Origin of the sequence: Klebsiella aerogenes, from assembly GCA_029027985.1 — a bacterium.
GTDB classification, from domain to species: Bacteria; Pseudomonadota; Gammaproteobacteria; order Enterobacterales; family Enterobacteriaceae; genus Klebsiella; species Klebsiella aerogenes_A.
On sequence record CP119076.1, the window covers coordinates 4822171 to 4846964 of the forward strand.

Sequence of the window (24794 nt, forward strand, 5' to 3'; positions counted from 1 at the left end):
CGGGCGGTTGATATTATGACTCTTCTTTGTGCTCCGCCTCTTCAGCGGCGGCATCTTCATCACGCGTCAGGCGCTTGCCGGTGTAGAAACGGGCAAAGAATACCCCGACTTCGAACAGCAAGTACATTGGGATCGCCAACAACGTTTGCGAGAATACGTCCGGCGGCGTCAGCAGCATACCGACAACGAAAGCGCCCACCAGGACATAGGGCCGTTTTTTACGTAAGTCTTCCGGCGTTGTCACCCCCATCCAACACAGCAGGACGATAGCGACCGGTACTTCAAACGACACACCAAAGGCCATAAACAGCGCCATGACAAAATCGAGATAGCTGCGGATATCGGTGGAAACCAGTACTCCTTCCGGCGCGGCATGGGTCAGGAAGCCGAATGCCAGCGGGAAGACCACGAAGTAGGCAAAAGCCATCCCGATATAGAACAGCAGCGTGCTGGAGACCAACAGCGGCATCACCAGGCGGCGTTCATGTTTGTACAACGCCGGGGCGATAAAGGCCCACACCTGGTACAAAATGACCGGAACCGACAGGATCACTGACACCATAAAGGTCAGTTTGATCGGCGTGAAGAATGGAGAGGCGACATCCGTGGCGATCATCGTCGCGCCTACCGGCATTTTGCTGATAAGCGGAGCAGACACCAACTGATAGATATCATTGGCGAAATAAACCAGCGCCAGGAAGATCACCAGGATAGCAATAATACTGTTGAGCAGGCGCTTACGCAGCTCAATCAGATGTGAAATTAGCGGTTGAGTATCGTCTACGCCCATTTTTACGGTTTATCACTCGATGCGGGGGAAGAATCTGGCGCTGCCGCGGCGGCTTTTTCTTTGGCCGCCGGAACTTCAGCCGGCGAAGCGGGTTGCTCATCGACAGCGGTTTCCGGCGTATGAACCGGGGCGCTGGCCTGGTGTTCAGCCGTAGCCGGCGTGACATCCTGGCGTTGCGCTTCGCTGCCTTCGACCACCGGGTTATGGATGGTGTTCGCTTCGTCGCTTGCTTTCTCAGGATCGTGGGCGGTATAGGAACGCTTCATGGATTCGGCCGCTTCGCGCAGTTCATCCATCGAGGCTTTTAACTCCGGGGTCAGGTTATCCAGACTGGCCTTCTCCACCTTCTTCAGGCTCTCCTGAAACTCCTGCAGTTTTAGCTCCTGGGCAAGCTCATTTTGTACCGTGGTCGCCAGCGAGCGCAACGTCCGGATCCAGCCAGCCACCGTTTTAACGGCAACAGGTAGTCGCTGTGGCCCCAATACGATGAGGCCAATCACGAACACCAGCAATAGTTCACTAAAACCGATATCGAACACGAATTACACCTGCTCTTTGTCGTGGCGTTTTGTCTCGTCTTTCTTTGCATCATCTTGTTTATCAGCGATAGTCTTCGCTGCAAAATCTGCATCTGGCGTGGATTTCTCTGACTTTTCATCATCGCCCATGGCCTTTTTAAAGCCTTTGATCGATGCGCCTAAATCCGACCCCAGCGAGCTCAGCTTCTTCGTCCCGAAAAGCAGAACTACGATGACGACAACAATTAACAACTGCCAAATACTGATACCACCCATACACGTTCCCCTATGACAGATGATGAATAATGAGAGCGCATTATACACGTCATCCGGTGAGCCGCCTCTCTGTCAGGCCGCTCACATGACTTCGCGCAAGAATCAATGCGCCAGGATAAACGCGAAACCCCTCAGCGCGTCTTTCGCCAGCCCATAAGCCAGGTCACCACGCCGCCAGCCATCAGCCAGCCTGGCATCATGCCCCACTCCGGGCGGTGGATAAATAACAGCGTACCGCTTAAAAGCAAAACGGCGCCTATACCAAACAGATAGCGGGACTGTCCCTGGCGAACGTGTCGCACCTGGACGTCGCGCATGATGGTATCGACGCTGGTCTGCAGCTGTTTGCTCTGCTGCAAGCTTTGGTACACCAGCTCAGGTATTTCCGGCATCCGCTCAATCCAGAACGGCGCTTTTTCTTTAAACGCACGCACCAGCGCAGGAATACCAACCTGATCCTTAATCCACGACTCAAGAAAAGGTTTCGCCGTTTTCCACAAGTCTAACTGAGGATAGAGCTGACGGCCTACCCCTTCTACGTAAAGTAATGTCTTCTGAAGCAAAACCAGCTGCGGTTGCACTTCCATATTGAAACGGCGGGCGGTATTAAACAGATTCAACAGCACATGGCCAAAGGAGATTTCCGCCAGCGGCTTCTCAAAGATAGGCTCGCAAACCGTGCGAATGGCAAATTCGAACTCTTCGACATTGGTATCAGGCGGAACCCAACCGGAATCCACATGCAGCTCGGCAACCTTACGGTAATCTCGATTGAAGAAAGCAATGAAGTTTTCCGCCAGATAGCGCTTATCGTCTTTATTCAGAGAGCCGACGATACCACAGTCAATACCGATATATTGCGGATTTTCCGGATGATCGTAGCTCACGAAAATATTGCCCGGGTGCATGTCGGCATGGAAGAAACTGTCGCGGAAAACCTGAGTAAAGAAGACCTGTACACCGCGCTCCGCCAGCAACTGCATGTTGGTGCCCTGCGCTTCCAGCGCCTCGACGTCTGAGACCGGGATGCCGTAGATCCGTTCCATCACCATCATACCTTCGCTACAGTAGTCGGAATACACTTCCGGCACGTAGAGCATCGGGCTCTCTTCGAAGTTGCGTCGTAGTTGAATCGCATTAGCGGACTCGCGCAGCAGGTTCAGTTCGTCCATCAGCGTTTTTTCATATTCGCGGACGACTTCCTGCGGACGCAAACGGCGGCCATCCGGCAGCAGGAGAGGAACCCAACGCGCCAGGCGGTAGATCAACTTCATGTCCGCTTTAATGATCGGCAGGATATCCGGGCGGATCACCTTGATGACCACTTCTTTGCCGTTATCTTTCAGACGCGCGGTATGTACCTGAGCAATAGACGCGGACGCCAGCGGCTCAATGTCGAAATCGTCGAACCAGGCTTCGACGGGCAGTCCGCCCATAGCTTGCTCGATCTGTTGCTTAGCCAGTTTGCCGTCGAAAGGCGCGACGCGGTCCTGCAACAACGCCAGCTGATCGGCGATTTGCGGCGGGAACAAGTCACGGCGGGTAGAAAGCATCTGGCCAAACTTAATCCATACCGGCCCCAGTTCCTGCAGCGCCAGCCGTAAGCGTTCACCGAGCGGTTTTTCTTTGTGGCGATTCGGCATCCAGAACAACATTCGCCGCCAGATACGCAGCGGCAGCGTGATACGCATTTTGGGAATGAGCTCATCGAGCCCGTAACTCAAAAAGGTGCGGACGATAAAATACAGGCGCCGTAATTCTCCTGGCGTCATTTGCCCTCCAGCGTTTCCAGCCGTTTTTCCAGTGCGGCCAGCGTACGTTCTACGGCAGCAGACTCTTCAGCAAACCAGGCCATTTCCAGCGGGCCCGGCGCCAATCGCCACTCTTCAGTAATCGCTTCGGCGACATAACGCTGTTGGCTCTGCACGCCCTTCAGCAGGAAACGAGCGCCGCCGCGCAGGACTTTGCTAACGCCTTCCGCCACGATATCGCCGGTATACGGCGCCAGCAATTCTGCCGGGTCGAACTCCGCTAGATCGCACAGCGACACCATATTCTGCACAACCTGCAGGTCACCCTGCACTTCCAGATCGCCGCTGCGAATCAACGCGGTCAGCTGTTGGCGGTTGCGCAGCTGCGGCAGCACGCTCAGACGGGTAATGACGGTACAGTCGGCCTCGCCTTCCCATGCGCCAAGCACGTCGATTTGCTGCTCGCTATAAGCCAGCACAACAGGCGCCGATAGCTCTTTAAGCTCTACACGCAGGACTTTCCCCAGCAGGCGCTGACGCGCCGGCTTGAGCGCGCGATCGCGCCAGAGAAAAGTATTCAGAACCGTTTCAATACCGGCAGTAACCAGTGGTGCGAAAGGCATAACGTCCCTCCTGTCAGAACTTATAGCCGCGGTGTAGCGCGACGATACCTGCCGTCAGGTTGTAGTAATCGACGCTTTCAAAACCGGCTTCCTGCATCATGTCTTTCAGGGTGTCCTGATCGGGGTGCATACGGATGGATTCTGCCAGATAGCGATAGCTTTCTGCATCGTTCGCTACCAGTTCGCCAACTTTCGGCAGTACATGGAAGGAGTAAGCGTCGTAGGCTTTGCTCAGCGGATCGAGAATCGGCTTGGAGAACTCCAGCACCAGCAGGCGTCCGCCGGGCTTCAGTACGCGGTACATCGAGCGCAGCGCTTTGTCCTTATCGGTGACGTTACGCAGGCCAAAGGAAATGGTGATGCAGTCAAAGGTGTTATCGGCGAATGGCAGCGCTTCGGCGTTGGCTTGAACGTACTCGACGTTGCCAACGATACCAATGTTGCGCAGCTTTTCGCGGCCCATTTTGAGCATCGAATCGTTGATATCGGCAAGCATAACGCGGCCGGTTTCGCCAACCAAACGGGAGAACTTCGCCGTCAGGTCACCGGTGCCGCCCGCCAGATCCAGCACAGTCTGCCCACGGCGCACGCCGCTGCAGTCGATGGTGAAGCGCTTCCACAAGCGATGAATACCGAACGACATCAAATCGTTCATCACATCATATTTTGCAGCGACAGAATGGAATACATGCGCCACCATGTCCGCCTTCTGCTCTTTGGCTACCGTCTGAAAGCCAAAATGCGTCGTTTCTTGTGAATCCTCAACCATCTCTATGCCCGCTTACCTATCAAGAAAATGTTCAGCGAGTGTAACAGATTCAGGCCATTTCCCATACGGTTCAGCTTGGCCTGACGTGCTCGTTCGCTCGCGCGTCAGGAACGGAATCGGCGCTAAATGCGTCTTCCTGCGGCGAATTTTCATCTTCCTCAAGACGGTATTCGTCATCCTGCGCCATGGCCTGCTCAACTAAATCAGGATTAATCCCGCGTTTAACCTCAACGCCCAGACCGCGGAACGCCTCGGCCTGCACCAACAGGTTGCCGCGCCCGGAGGCGAGCTTTTTCATCGCCTGACGATAGTTATCCTGCGCTTTATCAAGGCTTTGACCGATAGCCGACATGTCATCAACGAATAGCCGCATTTTGTCGTACAAGCGCCCGGCGCGCTCGGCGATTTTCTGCGCGTTGCGGCTTTGGTGCTCATAACGCCACAGATTGGCGATGGTGCGCAGCGCCACCAGCAGAGTCGTCGGGCTGACCAGCATAATATTATTCTTCAGCGCCTCGCTGATAAGCTCGGGCTGACGATCGATAGCCAACAGGAACGCCGGTTCGACGGGGATAAACATCAGCACATAATCGAGCGAGCGTAACCCTGGCAGCTGCTGATAATCTTTTCGCCCCAACAGGCGAATATGGTTACGCACCGAGGCAAGATGCTCCTGCAGCGCCGCTTCGCGGGTGTAATCATCCTCGGCGTTGAAGTAACGCTCATAGGCGACGAGGGTCATTTTGGCGTCAATAACCACATCTTTGCCCTGCGGCAAACGCACGATAACGTCCGGCTGCATCCGCGAACGGTTATCGGTCTCAATACTGACCTGGGTTTGATACTCATAGCCTTCGCGCAAACCGGAGGCCTCCAGCACACGGGTTAAGACTACTTCCCCCCAGTTGCCCTGGGTTTTGTTATCGCCCTTCAGTGCCTTCGTCAGGTTCAACGCCTCTTGCGCCATCTGCGCATTCAGCTGTTGCAGGTTACGGATTTCGTGCGCCAGGGTGTGGCGTTCGCGCGCCTCCTGCCCAAAGCTGTCCTGCACCTGGCGACGGAATCCGTCAAGCTGCTCACGCAGCGGCGTCAGCAAGCCATGCAGGCTCTGGCGGTTTTGCTCATCAACCCGGCGGTTGCTGCGTTCGAATATACGGTTAGCCAGGTTTTCGAACTGCTCGCTCAGGCGCTGCTCGCTGTTCACCATCTGACGAATCTTATCTTCCGCGTGCAATTGAGTGGAGTCCAGACGGGTGGTGACTTCACGCAGGTCGGCCTCCAGCGAGGTATTGATATCGCGCAGGCTGCGCAGCTCATTGTTCAGCAGCTCGCATTCGTCACGCCAGTGGGACTCTTGCACCAGCTGCTGGCGCGCGGCGCTGAGTTCGATATCCAGTTCGCGACGCTCTTCAATGAGATCGGCGCGGATTTGGTCGGCACGGGCTTTCGTCGCCAGCCACCCTACGATTAACCCTGCCGCCAGCGCCACCACGGCGCTTATCACAATAGAGATATCCACAACGCCTCCCCGGCAACCACTTACGGCACAAAATAGAATTGTGCTGTACAAACGTCCAGTTGAAAAGGAATTTCCTGCGAGGCGCTACGCAAAAAAAAAGCCGGGAGACCCGGCCTTCATTGAGAGTAAGGAAAAATTACAGCAGACGACGCGCCGCTTCCACGACAATTTTCACCGCGTGGCTTTCGGTTTGCTTCATGGTTTCTGCGTTAGGGATCTCTTGCTGGGTACGGTTAACGATAACCCCTGCCACCATCCCGGCGCGCAAGCCCTGGCTGGCGCACATGGTTAACAGCGTGGCGGATTCCATTTCATAGTTCATCACGCCCATTGCCTGCCACTCTTCCATCGAACCTTTGAAACGGCTAACAACGCGGCCAGAGAAGGTATCGTAACGCTCCTGGCCCGGGTAGAAGGTGTCAGAAGACGCGGTGACGCCGATATGCGTAGTCGCGCCGATTGATTTTGCCGCTTCCACCAGCGCGGTGGTGCAGGCAAAGTCAGCGACGGCCGGGAATTCCATCGGCGCGAAGTGCAGGCTGGCGCCGTCCAGGCGAACAGAACCGGTGGTGACCAATACATCGCCAACGTTGATATGCGGCTGAATGGCGCCGGTGGTGCCGATACGCAGGAAGGTACGAACCCCCAACTGCGCCAGTTCTTCCACAGCGATAGAGGTCGACGGGCCGCCGATACCGGTAGAGCAAACAATCACCGGTTTGCCGTCCAGCTCAGCGCGCCAGGAGGTAAATTCGCGATGAGATGCCAGCTTAACCGGCTTATCCATCAGCGCGGCGATCTTTTCCACACGCTCCGGATCGCCAGGGACGATAGCCAGCGTAGCCCCTTGTAAATCGTTTTTGGTGAGGCCGAGATGAAAAACATCAGACTTGGACATAAAAAACTCCTCTGTGGGTCGAATTATCAGCAGAAGCAAAACCGTACTTTACCGAAGCCATTAGCTTATTTTTGTGATGACAGTCACCATGCGCAACAATGATTGCATTTGTTTTTCAACAAATAGTGATTCACATCACATTAACAAGTTATATTCGCAGTCACAGAACAAAAGATAGCCGCTTTCAGGCACTGTGCCTTATTAACGTTCAGCCTAAAGAGTCTATATTTATCGATGCGCTAATAAATAAGGGTACGGAGAATACCATGACCACAACCAAGCAACCCGGATTCGCACCTGCAGCCTCGCCGCATGCTTCTACCGCCGTTCATACGCCGGAGGAGCACATTACCGCCGGAGAAACCTCGATCCCTTCTCAGGGCGAGAATATGCCGGCCTACCACGCCCGACCGAAAAACGCCGACGGCCCGCTGCCGATCGTTATTGTGGTGCAGGAAATTTTCGGCGTACATGAACATATTCGCGATCTTTGTCGCCGCCTGGCGCAGGAAGGCTATCTGGCCATCGCCCCAGAGCTCTACTTCCGCCAGGGCGATCCTAATGAGTACAACGATATCCCTACCCTGTTTAAAGAACTGGTCACTAAAGTACCGGACGCGCAGGTATTGGCGGATCTCGACCACGTTGCCAGCTGGGCAGCGCGCCACGGTGGCGATGCCCATCGTCTGCTGATCACCGGTTTTTGCTGGGGCGGACGTATCTCCTGGCTGTATGCCGCGCATAATCCGCAACTTAAAGCCGCAGTGGCCTGGTATGGCAAACTGGTAGGGGAGAAATCGCTGAATTCGCCGAAGCATCCAGTGGATATCGCCATCGACCTCAACGCCCCGGTGCTTGGCCTGTACGGCGGGAAAGATGCGGGCATCTCGCAGGAGAGCGTTGAAACCATGCGCCAGGCGCTACGCGCGGCCAACGCGAAGGCTGAGATCGTGGTCTATCCCGAAGCCGACCACGCGTTTAACGCCGACTATCGCGCCAGCTACCATGAGGAATCAGCGAAAGACGGCTGGCAGCGGATGCTGGCCTGGTTTGCCCAGTACGGCGGTAAAAAAGGCTAACCCGCCAGGGGACGAAGACGAAAAAGAGGAGGCCATGGCCTCCTCTTGTGCTTTCCGCGTGGCTATCAGGCGGATTCGCGCAGGTTCTGCGCCGCTTTAACCATGTTCGCCAACGCGGCGCGGGTTTCCGGCCAGCCGCGGGTTTTCAGGCCGCAATCCGGGTTAACCCACAGGCGTTCCGCCGGGATACGCTGCGCGGCCTTTTCCAACAGCGCTTCAATCCATTCCACGCTCGGTACATTTGGTGAGTGAATATCATATACGCCAGGACCGATTTCGTTCGGATACTCGAACTCTTCAAACGACTCCAGCAGTTCCATATCGGAACGCGAGGTTTCAATGGTAATCACATCGGCATCCAGCGCGGCGATGGAATCCATGATGTCATTGAATTCGCAATAACACATATGGGTGTGGATCTGGGTGTCGTCTTTAGCAACCGCAGCATTGATGCGGAAGACTTCGACGCCCCACTGCAGATAAGCATCCCAGTCGCTGCGCTTCAGCGGTAGGCCTTCACGTAGCGCCGGTTCATCAATCTGGATAATGCCGATACCCGCCGCCTCCAGATCCGCCACTTCATCACGCAACGCCAGCGCAATCTGTCTGGCGATGGTTTCACGGCTGACATCTTCGCGCGGGAAGGACCAGCACAGAATAGTTACCGGACCGGTCAACATGCCTTTCACCGGCTTGTCAGTCAGGGATTGCGCATACTTCGCCCATTCGACGGTAATCGCTTCCGGACGGCTGACATCACCGATGACCACCGGCGGCTTCACGCAGCGGGAGCCATAGCTCTGTACCCAACCGTTTTGCGTGAAGATAAAACCATCCAGATGTTCGCCGAAGTATTCCACCATGTCATTACGTTCGGCTTCACCGTGCACCAGGACATCTAAACCTAAACGCTCCTGCTCAACGATCGCCTGCTTGATATGCTCTGCAATGCCGGTGCGATAGTGGTTGGCGTCAAGGTTACCCTTCTTGAAATCCAGACGCAGGCTGCGGATTTCGGTCGTCTGCGGGAATGAACCGATGGTCGTCGTTGGCCATGCCGGTAGGTTAAAACGATTACGCTGCGCCTGCGCACGCACGGCATAAGGGCTGGCGCGCTGGCTGTCCTGAGCGGTAATCGCCGCCAGGCGTTTTTCCACCGCCGCATTATGTACGCGAGCCGAATGGCGACGAGCCTGGATCGGCACGCTCCACGCCTCAATCTCCGCCGTATTGCCGCTGTTCAGCGCATCGCGCAGCAGCGCCAGTTCGCTACATTTTTGCAGGGCGAAGGCAAACCAGCTCTTCACTTCCGCATCAAGACGGGTCTCGACGCTCAGGTCGATCGGGCTGTGCAACAGAGAGCAGGATGACGCTATCCACAAATCACGTTTACCGACGATACCTTTAATTTGTGTATATTTTTCTGTTAAATCGGCGCGCCAGACATTGCGGCCATTGATCAAGCCCGCAGACAGCAGCCAGTGAGCCGGCAAGCGTTTATGCAGTTCGGCGACATCATCTTTACCGTGAACCAGATCGACGTGCAAACCTTGTACTGGCAACGCAGTAATAGTGTCGAGGTTGGCGGTAATCCCTTCGAAATAGGTGGTCAGCAGCAGTTTTACCTGACCCTGTAGGGCATCATAAGCCGGTTTAAAGGCATCCAGCCACGCTGGCGGCAGCTCCAGCACCAGCGCTGGCTCATCAATCTGTACCCACTCAATACCGCGTTTCGCCAGTTCGCTCAGCACCTGCTGGTAAACCGGCAGGATGTCGTTTAGCAAACTCAGGCGGTCAAACTGTTCGCCTTTTACTTTCCCCAGCCACAGATAAGTTACCGGCCCCAGCAGTACGGGTTTAACCTTGTGGCCCAGCGCCTGCGCTTCATCCACTTCGTCCAGCAGTTGGGTCCAGGCCAGCTTGAACTGCTGGCCTTGTACAAATTCCGGCACCATGTAGTGATAGTTGGTATTAAACCACTTGGTCATTTCCGCAGCGGCGGCCGGCTCGCCGGTCGGCGCACGTCCGCGGCCAATGCGGAACAGCGTATCGATATCGATGGAGCCGTCTTTGTTCTGATGACGAGCCGGCACGTTGCCCAGTAGCAGGCTGGTGGTCAGAACATGGTCGTACCAGGCGAAATCGCCCACTGGCAGCAGGTCAACGCCTGCCTGTTTCTGCTGCTCCCAGTGGCGAGCACGCAGCTCGCGGCCTACCGCCAGCAGCTCTTCACGAGTGGCGTTACCCGCCCAATAGCTCTCTTGCGCTTTTTTTAGCTCGCGGCGAAGGCCAACGCGAGGAAAACCGAGGGTGTGATTAATAATGGTCATGTGTTCTTCCTCTAATTAATTATCAATCCAAATATTTTAGCCATCCAGATGTTTACACATCCATAATGGAAAGGTACTGTATATTCCTCAAGCGCAAATTATTCATGCCGAAGTGAAGGACATTCATGATCGAAATTAAACACCTGAAAACGCTACAAGCGTTGCGGAACAGCGGCTCGCTGGCAGGCGCGGCGGCAGCCCTGCATCAAACTCAGTCAGCCCTGTCCCACCAGTTCAGCGATCTGGAACAGCGCCTTGGCTTCCGTCTGTTTGTGCGTAAAAGCCAGCCGCTGCGCTTTACGCCGCAAGGAGAAATCCTGCTGCAGTTGGCCAACCAGGTGTTGCCGCAAATTACCCGCGCACTGCAGGACTGCAATGAGCCGCAGCAAACCCGCCTGCGCCTGGCGATTGAATGTCATAGCTGTATTCAGTGGCTGACCCCGGCGCTGGAGAGTTTCCGCACCCGCTGGCCGCTGGTGGAAGTCGATTTTCAGTCCGGCGTTACCTTTGATCCGCAGCCCGCCCTGCAGCAGGGCGAGCTGGATCTGGTGATGACCTCAGACATCTTGCCGCGCAGTGGCCTGCACTACTCGCCGATGTTTGATTATGAAGTTCGCCTGGTGCTGGCGCCGGAACACCCGCTGGCGGCAAAAAGCCGCATCTCCCCGGAGGATCTGGCATCCGAGACATTGCTCATTTATCCGGTACAGCGCGGGCGCCTGGATATCTGGCGCCACTTCCTACAACCGGCGGGGATCAGCCCGCAGTTGAAAAGTGTCGATAATACGCTGCTGCTGATTCAGATGGTCGCCGCGCGAATGGGCATCGCCGCACTACCGCACTGGGTGGTGGAAAGCTTTGAACGCCAGGGTCTGATCGTAACCAAAACCCTGGGGGAAGGTCTGTGGAGCCGACTGTACGCCGCAGTGCGCGATGGCGAGCAGCGCCAGCCGGTGACGGAAGCGTTTATTCGCTCAGCGCGGAACCACGCTTGCGATCATCTACCGTTTGTGCGGAGTGCGGAGCGACCCAGCGGCGATGGACCCATAGCGAAGCCAGGATTACCAGCGCGCCAATAATAAAGCTCGGCCAGTGAGGCTGCTCCTGCCAGATGGCCAGGTTAACCAGCAGCCCGGCGGGGATGTGAACATTATTCATGATCCCCAGCGTACCGGCATCCACCTGCGTCGCGCCGTAGTTCCACATGAAGTAGCCCAGCCCGGAAGCGACGACCCCCAGCCAAACCAGAATGCCCCACTGCAGGCCGGTAGTCGGCAACCTTTGCGGATTACCCAACATAAGCCACGCCGTGGCCGCCACGATAAACGCCCCGACATAGAACCAGGCAAACGCATTGCGCTGCGGCATTGGGCGCACCTCCATCAGACGCTTGTAGCCCACCATGCCGATGGCAAAGCAGATGTTCGACAACTGTACCAGCAACAACCCGGTCCAGAAGTGATCGCTGACTTTGTCATAGCGAATAATCGCCGCCCCCAACACCGCTAACCCAGCGCTGAGCAGATAACCCCAGCGCAGCCGACGTCCACTGATCAGATCGTAAATCAGGGTGATGTACAGCGGAGTAAAAACGGTAAACAACAAAAACTCTGAGACCGTCAGGTAGAGATAAGCGTGAAAAGCCAGCAAATACATGATGCCAAGCTGCATCGCCCCAACCAGTATATAGAGCACGATGGTTCGCGGAGACTGACCGCGCGTGCGCAGGAAAGGCAAGAACACTAGCGCCGCCAGGCCCACGCGCATCAGCACGGAGAAATAGCTATCGACGCTACCGGCAAGGTATTCGCCTATCAGGCTAAAAGAAAAGGCCCACAGGATAGTGGTGATAATTAATAGCGCCACAATGGTCGTCTCGTTGGATAAAGAATACGCATTGTAGCGGAGAGTGAGGTTGACGACTGACCAGTTATTAGCCAGTCGTCAATCTTTATCAATCGAGGTATAACTTACGCAGGTAGTGCGGTACAGCATCATCAGCGTTGCTGCCAATCACTTCCAGTTCCGGATGCAAATCCTTCAGCCGCTGGTGGGCGTTCGCCATGATGCAGCCTTTGCCGGCCATCGACAGCATTTCCGCATCGTTCATGCCGTCGCCAAAGGCGATGCAATCTTTGAGGCTGTAACCAAGCATTTTCGCGACCGCTTCCAGCGCATGGCCCTTCGAGACGCCGCCAGCCATCACTTCCAGGCAGGTTAGCGTAGAGAAACTCACGTTCACGCGATCGCCCCAGCGCGCGTTGATTGCCTGTTCCAGCGGCAGCAGATGTTCATGATCTTCACAGGTGAAGAAGACTTTGCTGATACCATCCGCGTCCAGTTCGCCCGGCTCATAAAGCTTATAGTTAAACACCGCTTCTTTGAAAAAACGCATCTCTTCCGGGCGATGGCGGTTCATAAACCATTCATCTTCACGATAAACGTTGGTCACAATTTTCGTATCGTTACGCACCATCTCAAACAAATCAGTGGCGATATCGCGATCGAGGTTATGGGCAAAGATTTGCTTGCCCTCGCTGTCATGCACGCGTGCGCCATTGGAGGTGATCATGTACGACTTGATACCGAGATTATCGCGGATCTGTCCGACGTCGATGTAGTGGCGGCCGGTGGCGAAAACAAAATTGATACCGCGCGCCGTGAGCAGCTTCAGCGTCTCTTTGGCATACGGGGTCAGGAAATGGTCGGGAGAAAGCAGTGTGCCATCTAAATCAGACGCAACAACCTGGTACATAAAAAATTTAACCTCTAAGCAGGGCGACGAGATGTATCGTCGGATTAAGTATGTCGATTGAAGAACTCGACGATGGCATTTAGCGCGACTGAGCGCATAGCGTCCTTTTCAAAAAGGATCTCATGGTATGCCCCTTCTATGACGAGTGGCTTGTCGCCTTCGCAAGGGTGTCCGGCAGCGGCCCGCAATTCACAATAGCGGTCATGCATCAGGTTATCGACCACTCGTTCATCTTGTGCCTGAATCAACAGCGTCGGGGTCGTATCTTTTTCGACGCCGGTGAGTATCTCTTCTCCGGCGAGAATACCTTCGCGGACCCAATGGTAAGTGGGCCCGCCGACGCGCAACTGCGGATCGTCGGCATAAAAGCGCAAATTGCGGCGGTAGCGCTGGCGACTGTGGGTTAGCACATTGAGCGTAAATGGCAGCGCCCGCCAGCGGCCGGTGCCGATGGCATACTCTTCGCGAATGCGCTGATGGCCCTCAGCCCAATCGAGAATGTGTCGTACCATCCAATCCGGTAGGCGCATGATAATACCGAACATCGGCGCGCATAAGGCGATAGCGTCGCAATGCTGCCGGTGACGCTGCAAGAACAGCGTGGCGATCGCTCCCCCCATTGAATGGGCGAGAATAAAACGCTTACGCCAATGCCCGGGAATCACTTCCTGCTGCCAAAGCGCCGCCAGGTCATCAACATAATCGCTAAAGTGCACAACGTGGCCGCGGTGGGTATCGGACAGCAACCTTCCGGAGCGCCCCTGGCCGCGGTGATCGATAATCATCACGTCAAAGCCGCTGTGGAACAGATCGTAGGCCAGTTCCGCGTACTTGACGTAGCTTTCGATGCGCCCGGGACAAATGACCACTAGCCGGTCGTTATTTGCGGCGCAAAAACGCACAAAGCGTACCGAAACTTTATCGACGCCCGTAAATTCAGCTTCTTCCCGCTGATGCCAGAAATCCGTCAGCGGCCCCATGGTAAAGGCCGCAAACGCGTTTTCTCGTGTGTCCCAGTCCTTTTGCTGCCCAAACATCGGGTTTACACCCCTGTTAACCGCTAAAAATCGTTTTTTTGTCGCACATCACACAATACTGATGCAATAGCGTATTGTGGCATAAAAATAGACAATCAGGGAGATTCTCATGACCTTCGAGTGGTGGTTCGCTTATCTGCTGACATCAATCATTCTCAGCCTGTCGCCGGGTTCCGGCGCGATCAATACCATGACCACATCCATCAACCACGGCTATCGCGGCGCGGCGGCTTCTATTGCCGGCCTGCAAAGCGGGCTGGCCATTCATATCGTGCTGGTCGGCGTCGGTCTCGGCACCCTCTTCTCACGCTCGGTGATGGCATTCGAAGTGTTGAAATGGGCGGGCGCGGCTTATCTTATCTGGCTGGGGATTCAGCAGTGGCGAGCAGCGGGGGCTATCGATCTGAATACGTTGGCGAAGACTCAGAGCCGCGGTAAGCTCTATAAACGCGCAGTGTTCGTCAACCTGACCAACCCAAAAAGCATCGTCTTCCTCGCCGCTCTGTTCCCGCAGTTCATTGTTCCTCACCAGCCTCAGGTAATGCAGTATCTGGTACTCGGCGTCACCACCATCGTCGTCGATATCATCGTGATGATCGGTTACGCGACGCTGGCACAGCGCATTGCCGCCTGGATTAAGGGACCGAAGCAGATGAAGGCATTGAATAAAATCTTTGGTTCGCTGTTTATGCTGGTGGGCGCTCTGCTCGCTTCCGCTCGTCACGCATGAGATCTGGAACCGCGCTCGCACGGTGCGGTTCTGGTTGCGGGCAGCGTCGCCGCCTGATGCGGGCAGGCACGCAAAGCCGAAAGAGAGTTTTTCCGCGCGCTGTCGGCCTTGTCTCTTCAGTGCCAGAATGCCGCCATTAGGTTTATTCATGGATGAACGATAATGGCGGAAACGGCAACCCCTCATGATGCAATCTTTAAGACCTTTCTCTCGCGGGTCGAAACGGCGCGCGATTTTATCGAGATTCATCTTCCGCCGTCATTAATTCAGGTTTGTAAACTGGATACACTGCGCCTGGAATCCGGGAGCTTTCTGGAAGATGACCTGCGGCCTTATTACAGCGATATTCTCTATTCGCTGGAGACGACCAGTGGTCAAGGTTATATCCATGTCCTGATAGAGCACCAGAGTTCTCCCGATAAACTCATGGCGTTTCGTTTAATGCGTTACGCCGTCGCCGCAATGCAGAAACATCTGGAGAATGGTCATAAAATATTGCCGCTAGTTATTCCCATCCTCTTTTATCAAGGGCGCCGCAGCCCCTACCCCTGGTCGTTAAACTGGCTGGATAATTTTGCCGATGCCAATATCGCCAGACAGCTCTACTCGGGGGCTTTTCCGCTGGTCGATATTACGGTGATCCCTGATGATGAAATCATGCAGCACCGCAGCCTGGCGGCACTAACGCTGGTACAAAAACATATTCGCCAGCGCGATATGGCACAGCTGCTGGACAAGTTGACCCACCTCTTAATATTGGAGCAGATGAGCGGACAACAAATCGCCGTGCTGATAAAATATATGGCTCAGGCGGGAGAAGCGCAGGATATCAGGGCACTATTGTATGGGCTGGCACAGCGCGTGCCGCAGCATGGAGGAATGCTAATGACTCTGGCAGAAACATGGCTCGCAGAAGGCATGGAGAAAGGTATAAAAGAGGGAATAAAAGAAGGTATCAAAGAAGGCAAACTGCAGGCCCTTTTGCAGGTCGCCGCCGCCATGCTCAATCGCGGCTTTGACGACACCGCGATTATGGAAATGACCGGTCTGACTAAGAACGAGCTGCAGCAGGTTCACCGTTAAAGCCAGCCACCCGGGAAGAAACCGGGTGGACAGCAGAGCGAAATCTTAACGCGAAATAATCAGATGGATACCGAAACCGGCAAACAAGGTTCCTGCAATGCCGTCGATCCACTTCGCCATCCGCTGATAGCCGCGACGCATTTTCGGCAAGGCGAAAAGGCTGGCCACGATGGTGAACCACGCCAGCGTTTCGAGGACGATCAGCAGGAAAATTCCCCAGCGCGCTCCGGCGCCGATATTATCGCCGACGAACAGTGAGAAGACCGAGCCAAAATAGATAATCGCTTTCGGATTAGCGAGATTCGTCAGCAGTCCCTTCAGGAAGCTACGGCCGCTGCGCGCCAGTTCAACCTGCGGTTCCGCCGCCACAACGTCGCTTTTCTTCAACGCGCCGCGCAGCATTTGATAGCCCATCCAGCACAGATACAGGCCGCCGCCGACCATAATCAGCGTATGGAGCCAGGCCATTTTCTCGATGATCAGGTGCAAGCCGAGTAGCGCCACGCCCGCCCAGACCATCACGCCGCCGGTGATCCCCAGCACGCCCATCATCGCCTCTTTGCGCGAGCGGCTTACCGCCGTCTGCGACACAAAGAAAAAGTCTGGCCCCGGACTCATTAGCGCAATGATATGCACCAGCGCCACGGTAAGGAAAAGCATCAACATATTTAACTCACAGAAAAATAGTGAAGAGGGAAACTATTCTGGCACCTTTTCCCGTGGCTGACTACTCATCATCGCCATCGACATGAGCGCGTATCAGCGCCATGAATTCTTTACCAAAGCGCTCAAGTTTGCGGGTGCCGACGCCGTTGACGCTAAGCATTTCACCGGCGGTGAGCGGCGACTGCTCAGCCATCTCGATAAGCGTGGCGTCATTGAAGACGACGTATGGCGGGATATTCTCTTCGTCGGCAATCGCTTTACGTAATTTACGTAGCTTCGCGAACAGCTTACGGTCGTAATTGCCACCGAAGGATTTCTGCATCGCTTTCGGCTTCAGCGCCACGATACGCGGCACAGCGAGCTGCAACGGCACCTCGCCGCGCAGCACCGGACGCGCGGCCTCGGTGAGCTGTAGCGCGGAGTGCTGGGCAATATTTTGCGTGACCAGCCCAAGATGAATTAACTGACGAATCACGCTCACCCAGTGTTCGTGACTCTGTTCACGGCCGATACCGTAAACCGGTAGCTTATCGTGGCTTAGATCGCGGATACGCTGATTATTGGCGCCGCGCAGCACTTCTACCACGTAGCCCATACCAAAACGTTGATTCACCCGATAAATCGTTGAAAGCGCCTTACGCGCATCCATCAAACCATCGTACTGCTTTGGCGGGTCAAGGCAGATATCGCAGTTGCCGCACGGTTCCTGGCGCCCTTCGCCAAAATAGTTCAGCAGCACCAGACGGCGGCAGGTCTGCGCTTCGGCAAACGCCCCCATCGCATTCAGCTTATGGCGTTCAATATCCTGCAGCGGCCCGGCAGGCTTTTCTTCCAGGCAGCGGCGCAGCCACGCCATATCCGCCGGATCGTAAAACAGCATCGCTTCCGCGGGCAGACCATCACGCCCGGCGCGGCCGGTTTCCTGATAGTAGGATTCAATATTACGCGGGATATCGAAGTGCACCACAAAGCGGACGTTCGGCTTGTTGATACCCATACCGAAGGCCACCGTCGCGACCACGATCTGTAGATCGTCACGCTGGAATTTCTCCTGCACATCGGCACGAATATCATTTTCCAGACCGGCATGATAGGCCGCCGCGCTGATGCCGCGGCTCTGCAGTCTGGCGGCGGTGTCTTCAACTTTAGAACGGCTGTTGCAGTAGATAATACCTGATTTACCGCGCTGGTCCTGCACGTAGCGCATCAGTTGATCAAGCGGCTTAAACTTCTCCATCAGCATATAGCGGATGTTGGGGCGATCGAAGCTGCTGACCTGAATCAGCGGATCGTTAAGTCCGAGCAGGCGAACAATATCGCGGCGGGTTGTGTCATCGGCGGTGGCGGTGAGCGCCATAAACGGAATGTGCAGCATCCGCTGACGCAGTTGGCCCAGCGCGGCGTATTCCGGACGGAAATCATGGCCCCACTGTGAGATACAGTGCGCCTCATCCACCGCCAGCATTGCTAAGTTCCAGTGGCTCAGGTGCTCAAGGAAGTTATCGAGCATCAGGCGTTCAGGCGCGATGTACAACAGGCGAATTTGCCCACTACGGCAGCCAGCCATCACTTCTTGTTGCTGCTCGCGGCTCTGCGTCGAGTTCAGACAGGCTGCGGCTACGCCGTTCGCCAGCAGTTGATCGACCTGATCCTTCATCAGCGAAATCAGCGGCGACACGACCACCGTCAGACCGCCGAGGACTAACGCAGGCACCTGATAACACAGCGACTTACCGCCGCCAGTCGGCATGACCACCAGACAATCGCGGCCTTCCAGCGCCGTGGCGATAATGGATTCCTGGCCAGGGCGGAACTGCTGATAGCCGAAGGTCTCTTGTAAAACCTGCTTAACCAGCGACTCCTGATTTAAAACTTCCGCCTGTGCCACGTTGACCCCATTTGCCTTAAAAGAAAACAGGCGCTATTTTCAGCGCCTGAGAGCCAGAGTGCAACGATTAAAACAGATCGTTGAGCATCAGCCCAACGCCGACGCGCGTCTGATTGAAGTTATAATCGATGAGCGACTCGCCATAACCGCTGTAAACCTGAGTATAGGCACGCACGTGTTTGGTGATCGGATAGCTGACTCCGATTTCCGCGCCGCCGTAGCCAGTATTCCAGTTATATTGCCCCTGCGCGCTGAAGATAGCCTCGCCCAGCTGGTAGCCAATCTTCAGTCGGTAGTAGCCCATGTATTTGGTGATATCCGGATTATCGTCGGTGTTGCCCACCACGTACCACGGCTTCACTTCCACCAGCCAATTGCCATTTTGCGCCATCAGGCGAGTATAAAGGCGGTTCCAGCTGCGGGACGTTGGGTCGGAACGACCATTGGAGTCGTGGTTATAGCCGACCTCAATATCGCGCAGCGTCCAGCCGGCCAACTGATAGTCAGTGGCGAAGCCGAGGAACAGCTGAGGCTCGTAGTTCGTTTCGCGAAACGGCGCTGACCCTTTACTGTTGGAGAGTTGCCACCAGGATTTTTGTGTATAAGAGGCGCCAAGCAGCGAGTTATCACCGAGAATCCCCCGCCATAACGGGAATGCCAGGCTAAGCTGGAATTTCACCTCATCCTTACGCGCGTCATCCGCCCAGTCGTAGCTGCGGATCGCTTCTTTGTTGAGATCGCTAGTCCAGGTATAGAGCAGATAGTTGCTTTCATAAGGGTAAAGCAGGAATGGGTTGTCATGATCCTGCAGCAGGTTGGCGATAATACTGCCCTGTACTGCGGGCTTATCATGAACGGATTGTTCAATCGGCGCTTCCTGCGCCAGAACGCCTGCCGGCAGCGCGCTCAGCGCGAGTAGCCAGGCCAAAGAGATACGCATGACTGTTCTCCTGAAGAATGGTTCTTATTAATGTTTTGTCCTGCGGCCATTCTACCTATTTATCCTTCTCCCGCTGCGTTATCGCCTCCGAAAGTGGAAATCAATATTTTTGAAGCATAAAATCAACATTTCGTTAACGAATGGACCTCTGCTATGTCTGAATTGACTGCCGCCGCCGCGTTAAAGCTGGTGGGAGAAATTTTTGTTTATCACATGCCTTTTAATCGCGCTTTAGGGTTGGAGCTGGAACGCTACGAAAAAGAATTTGCCCAGCTCAGCTTTAACAACCAACCGATGATGGTTGGCAACTGGGCGCAGAGTATTCTGCACGGCGGGGTTATCGCTTCTGCGCTGGACGTCGCCGCAGGGTTGGTCTGCGTCGGTAGTACTCTAACCCGCCATGACACTATCAATGAAGAAGAGCTGCGCCAGCGCCTCTCTCGAATGGGAACGATCGATCTGCGCGTCGATTATTTACGCCCAGGCCGCGGAGAACGTTTCACCGCCACCAGCAGTCTGCTGCGCGCCGGAAACAAAGTCGCCGTTGCCCGCGTGGAGCTGCACAACGAAGAACAGGTATATATTGCCAGCGCGACGGCCACCTATATGGTGGGTTGATTACCGCAGATCGAGTAACATCACTTTCTTTGGCAATGGATTCTATCAATGGACGCAAAACAAACGCGGCTGGGCGTTATGCTGGCTCTGGCCGCCTATTTTATCTGGGGTATCGCGCCCGCTTACTTCAAAATTATCGACTACGTGCCCGCTGATGAAATCCTGACGCATCGCGTGATCTGGTCTTTCTTCTTTATGGTGGCGCTGATTAGCTTCAGTCATCAATGGCCGCAGGTAAAAAAGCTGCTGCAAACGCCGCATAAAGTGTTCCTGCTGGCGCTGTCAGCGGTGCTGATCGGCGGCAACTGGCTGCTCTTTATCTGGTCGGTCAATAATCACCACATGCTGGAAGCCAGCCTCGGCTATTTTATTAACCCGTTGGTGAATATCGTGCTGGGAATGATCTTCCTCGGCGAACGTTTCCGCCGCATGCAATGGCTGGCGGTGGCGTTGGCCGCCTGTGGCGTGCTGGTACAGCTGTGGACTTTCGGCTCGCTGCCGATTATCGGACTGGGACTGGCATTCAGCTTTGCTTTCTACGGGCTGGTGCGTAAGAAAATCGCCGTTGACGCACAAACCGGGATGCTGTTTGAAACCCTGTGGCTGCTGCCGGTTGCCGCCATTTATCTGTTTGGCATCGCCGATAGCCCAACCAGCCATATGGGGCAGAACAGTTGGTCGCTTAACGTTCTGCTGATGGCCGCCGGGGTCATCACCACCATTCCACTGCTATGCTTCACCGGCGCGGCAACCCGCCTGCGCCTGTCGACGCTGGGCTTTTTCCAGTATATCGGCCCGACGCTGATGTTCCTGTTGGCGGTGACGTTTTACGGTGAAGTGCCGGGCGCGGATAAGATGGTAACCTTTGCCTTTATCTGGGTAGCGCTGGCGGTATTCGTGATGGATGCGGTGTATACGCAAAGACGGGTGCGTCGGAGCTAGGAAATTGCCGGATGGCGGTTACGCCTTATCCGGCCGACAAAAGCACAGCACGTAGGCCGGATAAGCGAAGCGCATCCGGCACAACAACTACAGCCAGTTTTTACGCTTAAAGTAGAGATATGGCGCCAGACCAGCCAGCATCATAAAGACGATAGCCCCCGGATAGCCGAAGCTCCAGTGCAGTTCCGGCATAAACTCGAAGTTCATCCCATAGCTGGACGCCACCAGCGTCGGCGGCAGGAAGACGACGGAAACCACCGAGAAGATCTTAATGATGCGGTTCTGTTCGATGTTGATAAAGCCCATCGCCGCCTGCATCAGGAAGTTCACTTTCTGGAACAACGATTCGTTGTGCGGCAGCAGTGATTCGATATCTCGCAGGATCTCCCGCGCCTGCTCAAGCTGGCCTGCCGGCAGGCGCGCCTTGCGCACGAGGAAGTTCAGCGCGCGCTGGGTATCCATCAGACAGAGGCGTACCTTCCAGCCGATATCTTCCAGTTCCGCCAGTGTCGACAGGGCTTCATCGTATTCATCGCCCTGATGGCCTTCCATAATCACGCGGCTCAGTTTTTCCAGGTCGCTGTAGATGTTTTCAATTTCATCCGCCAGCTGTTCGATTTTGGTCTCGAACAGATCTAACAGCAGCTCGTAGGCGTTGCCATCGACCAGCGTCTGGTTACGGACACGCATGCGGTACAGACGAAAAGCGGGCAGTTCGCGCTCGCGCAGAGTGAACAGGCGGCCTTCGCGGATGGTAAACGCCACGGTAGAGTTGCCAGCGTGATCGTCGGCATCTTCGAAAAAGAAAAAGGAGTGAATATGTAAACCATCTTCGTCTTCAAAGAAACGCGCTGACGCTTCGATGTCTTCCAGTTCCGGGCGCGTTGCCAGATTCTGGCCTAATTCCGTTTGCACACGGCTACGTTCGCCATCGTCTGGCTCGACCAGATCGACCCACACCGAGCTCGCAAGATGCTTGATCTCATCGGCCTCAAGGCGCGTTAAGCGATTATTTTCCAGTTGAAATGCGCTCAGCATGACCGGGACTCCCAATACAAAAAATTTATCGGACAGTTCGGTGGGCACACAGAAACTATTTGTGTTTCAGACCATTAAGCCTGACTCAGAGCGACGGAAATGGGGCGGGTCGCCGACAACCGCTAAGGCTATCGGCATAAGGGGATAGCCTTAGGAGTTGTTCCTGAATGACAGGAAGTTGAGCCAGCATCTACTGGGTGTGTCCAAGGCGAATGTCCTCTTAGCGTAATCGTGCGCGCATGTTACGCCAGCGCTAAAACGGCGTCAACACGCAAGGTAGCGCTAAAGAGCAAATCCTGCCCTTTAGCATATAAGGTTAGCAGACTATTACAAAAATATTATATTTTTCTTGATGTTACACAGTTTCCAGCCGGGCATAGGCCGCCACCAGCCATTTAATCCCCTGCCCCTGGAAAGCGACCTGCAACCGGCTATGTTCGCCGCTACCTTCGAGATTAACGATAGTGCCTTCGCCGAACTTCGGATGACGGACCCGCTGACCCAGTTTATAGCCGGTATCGTTCTCCATCACCGGCGTACCAAGACGCTGATGGTTGACCGGGCGACTCACCGTCGCGCGCAGCCGTACCTCTTCCACGCACTCTTCCGGTAGTTCGCCGATAAAGCGCGACGGGCGGTGGTAAACCTCTTTACCGTATAAACGGCGGGTTTCGGCGTAGGTCAGCGTCAGCTTCTGCATGGCGCGCGTCACGCCGACGTAGGCCAGACGACGTTCTTCCTCCAGGCGTCCACCCTCATCAAGAGCCATCTGGCTCGGGAACATCCCTTCTTCTACGCCGACGATAAATACCTGCGGGAACTCCAGACCTTTCGCCGAGTGCAGGGTCATTAGCTGCACCGCATCCTGCCAGGTATCCGCCTGCCCTTCACCTGCTTCCAGCGCAGCGTGAGAGAGGAATGCCTGCAACGGCATCAGATCTTCATCTTCTTCGTTGTAGCTGAACTGGCGCGTCGCCGTGACCAGTTCCTCTAAGTTTTCAATACGGGTCTGACCCTTCTCGCCTTTCTCCTGCTCGTACATCATACGCAGCCCGGAGTCTTTGATGACCCGATCGGTCTGGACGTGCAGCGGCATATCGGCGGTTTCCTGCGCCAGCGCGTCGATAAGCTCCATAAAGCGCTGCAGGGCGCTGGCGGCGCGACCGGCCAGTACCTTATCTTTTAGCAGTTCGCGACACGCCTGCCACAGCGTCAGCTGGCGATCGCGCGAGGTCTGACGCACCACATCCAGAGTGCGATCGCCAATACCGCGCGTTGGCGTATTCACCACGCGTTCAAAGGCTGCGTCGTCGTTGCGGTTCGCTATCAGACGCAGATAAGAGAGCGCGTCTTTGATTTCCTGACGTTCGAAGAAGCGCATACCGCCGTAGATACGGTACGGCATGCTGGCCTGCAGCAGTGCCTCTTCCAGCACGCGCGACTGGGCGTTGCTACGGTAGAGAATGGCGCACTGTTCCAGCGCGCCGCCATTCTCCTGCCAGGTTTTAATCCGGTTAACCACAAAACGCGCTTCATCAAGATCGTTGAAGGCGCAATACAGCGAAATGGGTTCGCCATCAGCGCCGTCAGTCCACAGCTTTTTGCCCAGACGCCCGTTGTTGTTTTCAATCAGGGCGTTCGCCGCGCTGAGGATGTTGCTGGTTGAACGGTAGTTCTGTTCCAGACGGATAGTTTCTGCACCCGGGAAATCGTTGAGGAAGCGCTGGATGTTCTCCACCTGCGCCCCGCGCCAGCCGTAAATCGACTGGTCGTCATCGCCGACGATCATCACCTTACCGGTGTCGCCCGCCAGCAGGCGGATCCAGGCGTACTGAATGTTGTTGGTATCCTGGAATTCGTCGACAAGAATATTGGTGAAACGCTCGCGGTAATGCTGCAGGATGTGCGGCTTATTCAGCCATAGCTCGTGCGCGCGCAGCAGCAGTTCGGCGAAGTCCACCAACCCCGCGCGATCGCAGGCTTCCTGATAGGCCTGATACACTTTCTGCCAGGTCTGCTCGACCGGGTTGCCGTAGCTCTGAATGTGATGCGGGCGCAGCCCTTCATCTTTTTGGCTGTTGATGTACCACATTGCCTGACGCGGCGGCCATTGCTTCTCATCCAGATTCATCGCTTTGATCAGGCGCTTTAACAGGCGCAGCTGATCTTCGCTATCAAGGATTTGGAAATCCTGCGGCAGATTGGCGTCCAGATGATGCGCGCGCAGTAAACGGTGGGCCAAACCGTGGAAAGTGCCAACCCACATGCCGCCCTGGGTAGTGCCCATCAGTTGGCCGATACGATGGCGCATCTCTGCCGCCGCTTTGTTGGTAAAAGTTACCGCCATAATTGAGTAAGGCGAGCAATTCTCTACGCTCAACAACCAGGCAATACGGTGCACCAGTACGCGCGTCTTACCACTCCCCGCCCCTGCCAGCACCAGCATATTGGTGCGCGATGCCGCTACGGCTTCACGCTGTTTGTCATTAAGGCTGTCGAGCAGGTAAGAAACGTCCATTGGCACCGCCGGAAGAGAAGGGGTTC

23 protein-coding genes are annotated in these 24794 nt (G+C 55.4%); 6 read left to right on the forward strand and 17 right to left on the reverse strand.

Annotated elements, in window-relative coordinates:
- Positions 1-13 precede the first annotated feature (13 nt).
- From tatC to udp, 8 genes are all read right to left on the reverse strand, one after another.
- Complete coding sequence (gene tatC / locus PYR66_22845) at positions 14-790, reverse strand: Sec-independent protein translocase subunit TatC (protein ID WEF28056.1); 777 nt, start codon at positions 788-790, stop codon at positions 14-16.
- A 2-nt stretch (positions 791-792) separates the two neighbouring features.
- Positions 793-1329: a Sec-independent protein translocase protein TatB gene (gene tatB, locus PYR66_22850; GenBank protein WEF28057.1), complete on the reverse strand. Its 537-nt coding sequence runs from the start codon at positions 1327-1329 to the stop codon at positions 793-795.
- 3 nt (positions 1330-1332) lie between these two features.
- On the reverse strand, positions 1333-1584 hold the full coding sequence (gene tatA, locus PYR66_22855) for a Sec-independent protein translocase subunit TatA (GenBank protein ID WEF28058.1): 252 nt from the start codon (positions 1582-1584) through the stop codon (positions 1333-1335).
- A gap of 131 nt (positions 1585-1715) precedes the next feature.
- The gene (ubiB, locus tag PYR66_22860; protein ID WEF28059.1) at positions 1716-3356 is read right to left on the reverse strand and encodes a ubiquinone biosynthesis regulatory protein kinase UbiB; all 1641 of its coding nucleotides are present in this window, start codon (positions 3354-3356) and stop codon (positions 1716-1718) included.
- On the reverse strand, positions 3353-3958 hold the full coding sequence (locus tag PYR66_22865) for an SCP2 domain-containing protein (protein ID WEF28060.1): 606 nt from the start codon (positions 3956-3958) through the stop codon (positions 3353-3355). Before PYR66_22865 ends, ubiB begins: the two co-directional genes overlap by 4 nt.
- 13 nt (positions 3959-3971) lie before the next feature.
- On the reverse strand, positions 3972-4727 hold the full coding sequence (gene ubiE / locus PYR66_22870; GenBank protein WEF28061.1) for a bifunctional demethylmenaquinone methyltransferase/2-methoxy-6-polyprenyl-1,4-benzoquinol methylase UbiE: 756 nt from the start codon (positions 4725-4727) through the stop codon (positions 3972-3974).
- A 70-nt stretch (positions 4728-4797) separates the two neighbouring features.
- Positions 4798-6246, reverse strand: coding sequence for a DNA recombination protein RmuC (gene rmuC, locus PYR66_22875; GenBank protein WEF28062.1), 1449 nt, complete (start codon positions 6244-6246; stop codon positions 4798-4800).
- 136 nt (positions 6247-6382) lie between these two features.
- Entirely contained in the window at positions 6383-7144 is a 762-nt protein-coding gene (gene udp / locus PYR66_22880; protein WEF28063.1) for a uridine phosphorylase, read from the reverse strand.
- A gap of 266 nt (positions 7145-7410) precedes the next feature.
- Here udp and PYR66_22885 point away from each other — a divergent pair, with 266 nt between their 5' ends.
- A complete protein-coding gene (locus tag PYR66_22885; GenBank protein WEF28064.1) occupies positions 7411-8223 on the forward strand; it encodes a dienelactone hydrolase family protein in 813 nt (270 codons plus the stop codon).
- A gap of 65 nt (positions 8224-8288) precedes the next feature.
- Here PYR66_22885 and metE read toward each other — a convergent pair whose 3' ends face one another.
- Positions 8289-10553, reverse strand: a complete 2265-nt coding sequence (gene metE, locus PYR66_22890) for a 5-methyltetrahydropteroyltriglutamate--homocysteine S-methyltransferase (GenBank protein ID WEF28065.1) — start codon at positions 10551-10553, stop codon at positions 8289-8291.
- Between the two features lie 125 nt (positions 10554-10678).
- Between metE and metR the strand changes: the two genes are divergently transcribed.
- Positions 10679-11632, forward strand: coding sequence for an HTH-type transcriptional regulator MetR (gene metR / locus PYR66_22895; GenBank protein ID WEF28066.1), 954 nt, complete (start codon positions 10679-10681; stop codon positions 11630-11632).
- Here metR and PYR66_22900 read toward each other — a convergent pair.
- The 3 genes from PYR66_22900 to pldB form a co-directional block, all read right to left on the reverse strand.
- Positions 11520-12419, reverse strand: coding sequence for a carboxylate/amino acid/amine transporter (locus PYR66_22900; protein WEF28067.1), 900 nt, complete (start codon positions 12417-12419; stop codon positions 11520-11522). The two genes, metR and PYR66_22900, sit on opposite strands and share 113 nt — an antisense overlap.
- A gap of 88 nt (positions 12420-12507) precedes the next feature.
- A complete protein-coding gene (gene yigL, locus PYR66_22905) occupies positions 12508-13308 on the reverse strand; it encodes a sugar/pyridoxal phosphate phosphatase YigL (GenBank protein WEF28068.1) in 801 nt (266 codons plus the stop codon).
- A gap of 44 nt (positions 13309-13352) precedes the next feature.
- Positions 13353-14345, reverse strand: a complete 993-nt coding sequence (pldB, locus tag PYR66_22910) for a lysophospholipase L2 (GenBank protein ID WEF28069.1) — start codon at positions 14343-14345, stop codon at positions 13353-13355.
- A 109-nt stretch (positions 14346-14454) separates the two neighbouring features.
- On the opposite strand from pldB, the gene rhtB reads away from it, so the two are divergent.
- Complete coding sequence (gene rhtB / locus PYR66_22915) at positions 14455-15075, forward strand: homoserine/homoserine lactone efflux protein (protein WEF28070.1); 621 nt, start codon at positions 14455-14457, stop codon at positions 15073-15075.
- 162 nt (positions 15076-15237) lie between these two features.
- A complete protein-coding gene (locus tag PYR66_22920) occupies positions 15238-16158 on the forward strand; it encodes an Rpn family recombination-promoting nuclease/putative transposase (protein ID WEF28071.1) in 921 nt (306 codons plus the stop codon).
- A gap of 45 nt (positions 16159-16203) precedes the next feature.
- Here PYR66_22920 and rhtC read toward each other — a convergent pair whose 3' ends face one another.
- The 3 genes from rhtC to pldA all read right to left on the reverse strand — a co-directional run bounded on the left by rhtC (position 16204) and on the right by pldA (position 19652).
- A complete protein-coding gene (gene rhtC, locus PYR66_22925; GenBank protein WEF28072.1) occupies positions 16204-16824 on the reverse strand; it encodes a threonine export protein RhtC in 621 nt (206 codons plus the stop codon).
- Positions 16825-16885: 61 nt separating this feature from the next.
- The gene (gene recQ / locus PYR66_22930) at positions 16886-18712 is read right to left on the reverse strand and encodes an ATP-dependent DNA helicase RecQ (protein WEF28073.1); all 1827 of its coding nucleotides are present in this window, start codon (positions 18710-18712) and stop codon (positions 16886-16888) included.
- 67 nt (positions 18713-18779) lie between these two features.
- Positions 18780-19652, reverse strand: coding sequence for a phospholipase A (gene pldA / locus PYR66_22935; GenBank protein WEF28074.1), 873 nt, complete (start codon positions 19650-19652; stop codon positions 18780-18782).
- A gap of 153 nt (positions 19653-19805) precedes the next feature.
- Between pldA and yigI the strand changes: the two genes are divergently transcribed.
- Together yigI and rarD are read left to right on the forward strand one after the other, a co-directional pair.
- Positions 19806-20270, forward strand: coding sequence for an acyl-CoA thioesterase YigI (gene yigI / locus PYR66_22940; protein WEF28075.1), 465 nt, complete (start codon positions 19806-19808; stop codon positions 20268-20270).
- Between the two features lie 48 nt (positions 20271-20318).
- Positions 20319-21212 carry an EamA family transporter RarD gene (rarD, locus tag PYR66_22945; protein ID WEF28076.1) on the forward strand — a complete coding sequence of 298 codons (894 nt, stop codon included), beginning with the start codon at positions 20319-20321 and terminating at the stop codon, positions 21210-21212.
- An 87-nt stretch (positions 21213-21299) separates the two neighbouring features.
- Here the strand turns inward: rarD and corA are convergent, their stop codons facing one another.
- Together corA and uvrD are read right to left on the reverse strand one after the other, a co-directional pair.
- Complete coding sequence (corA, locus tag PYR66_22950; protein WEF28077.1) at positions 21300-22250, reverse strand: magnesium/cobalt transporter CorA; 951 nt, start codon at positions 22248-22250, stop codon at positions 21300-21302.
- Between the two features lie 355 nt (positions 22251-22605).
- A complete protein-coding gene (gene uvrD, locus PYR66_22955) occupies positions 22606-24768 on the reverse strand; it encodes a DNA helicase II (GenBank protein WEF28078.1) in 2163 nt (720 codons plus the stop codon).
- Positions 24769-24794 lie beyond the last annotated feature (26 nt).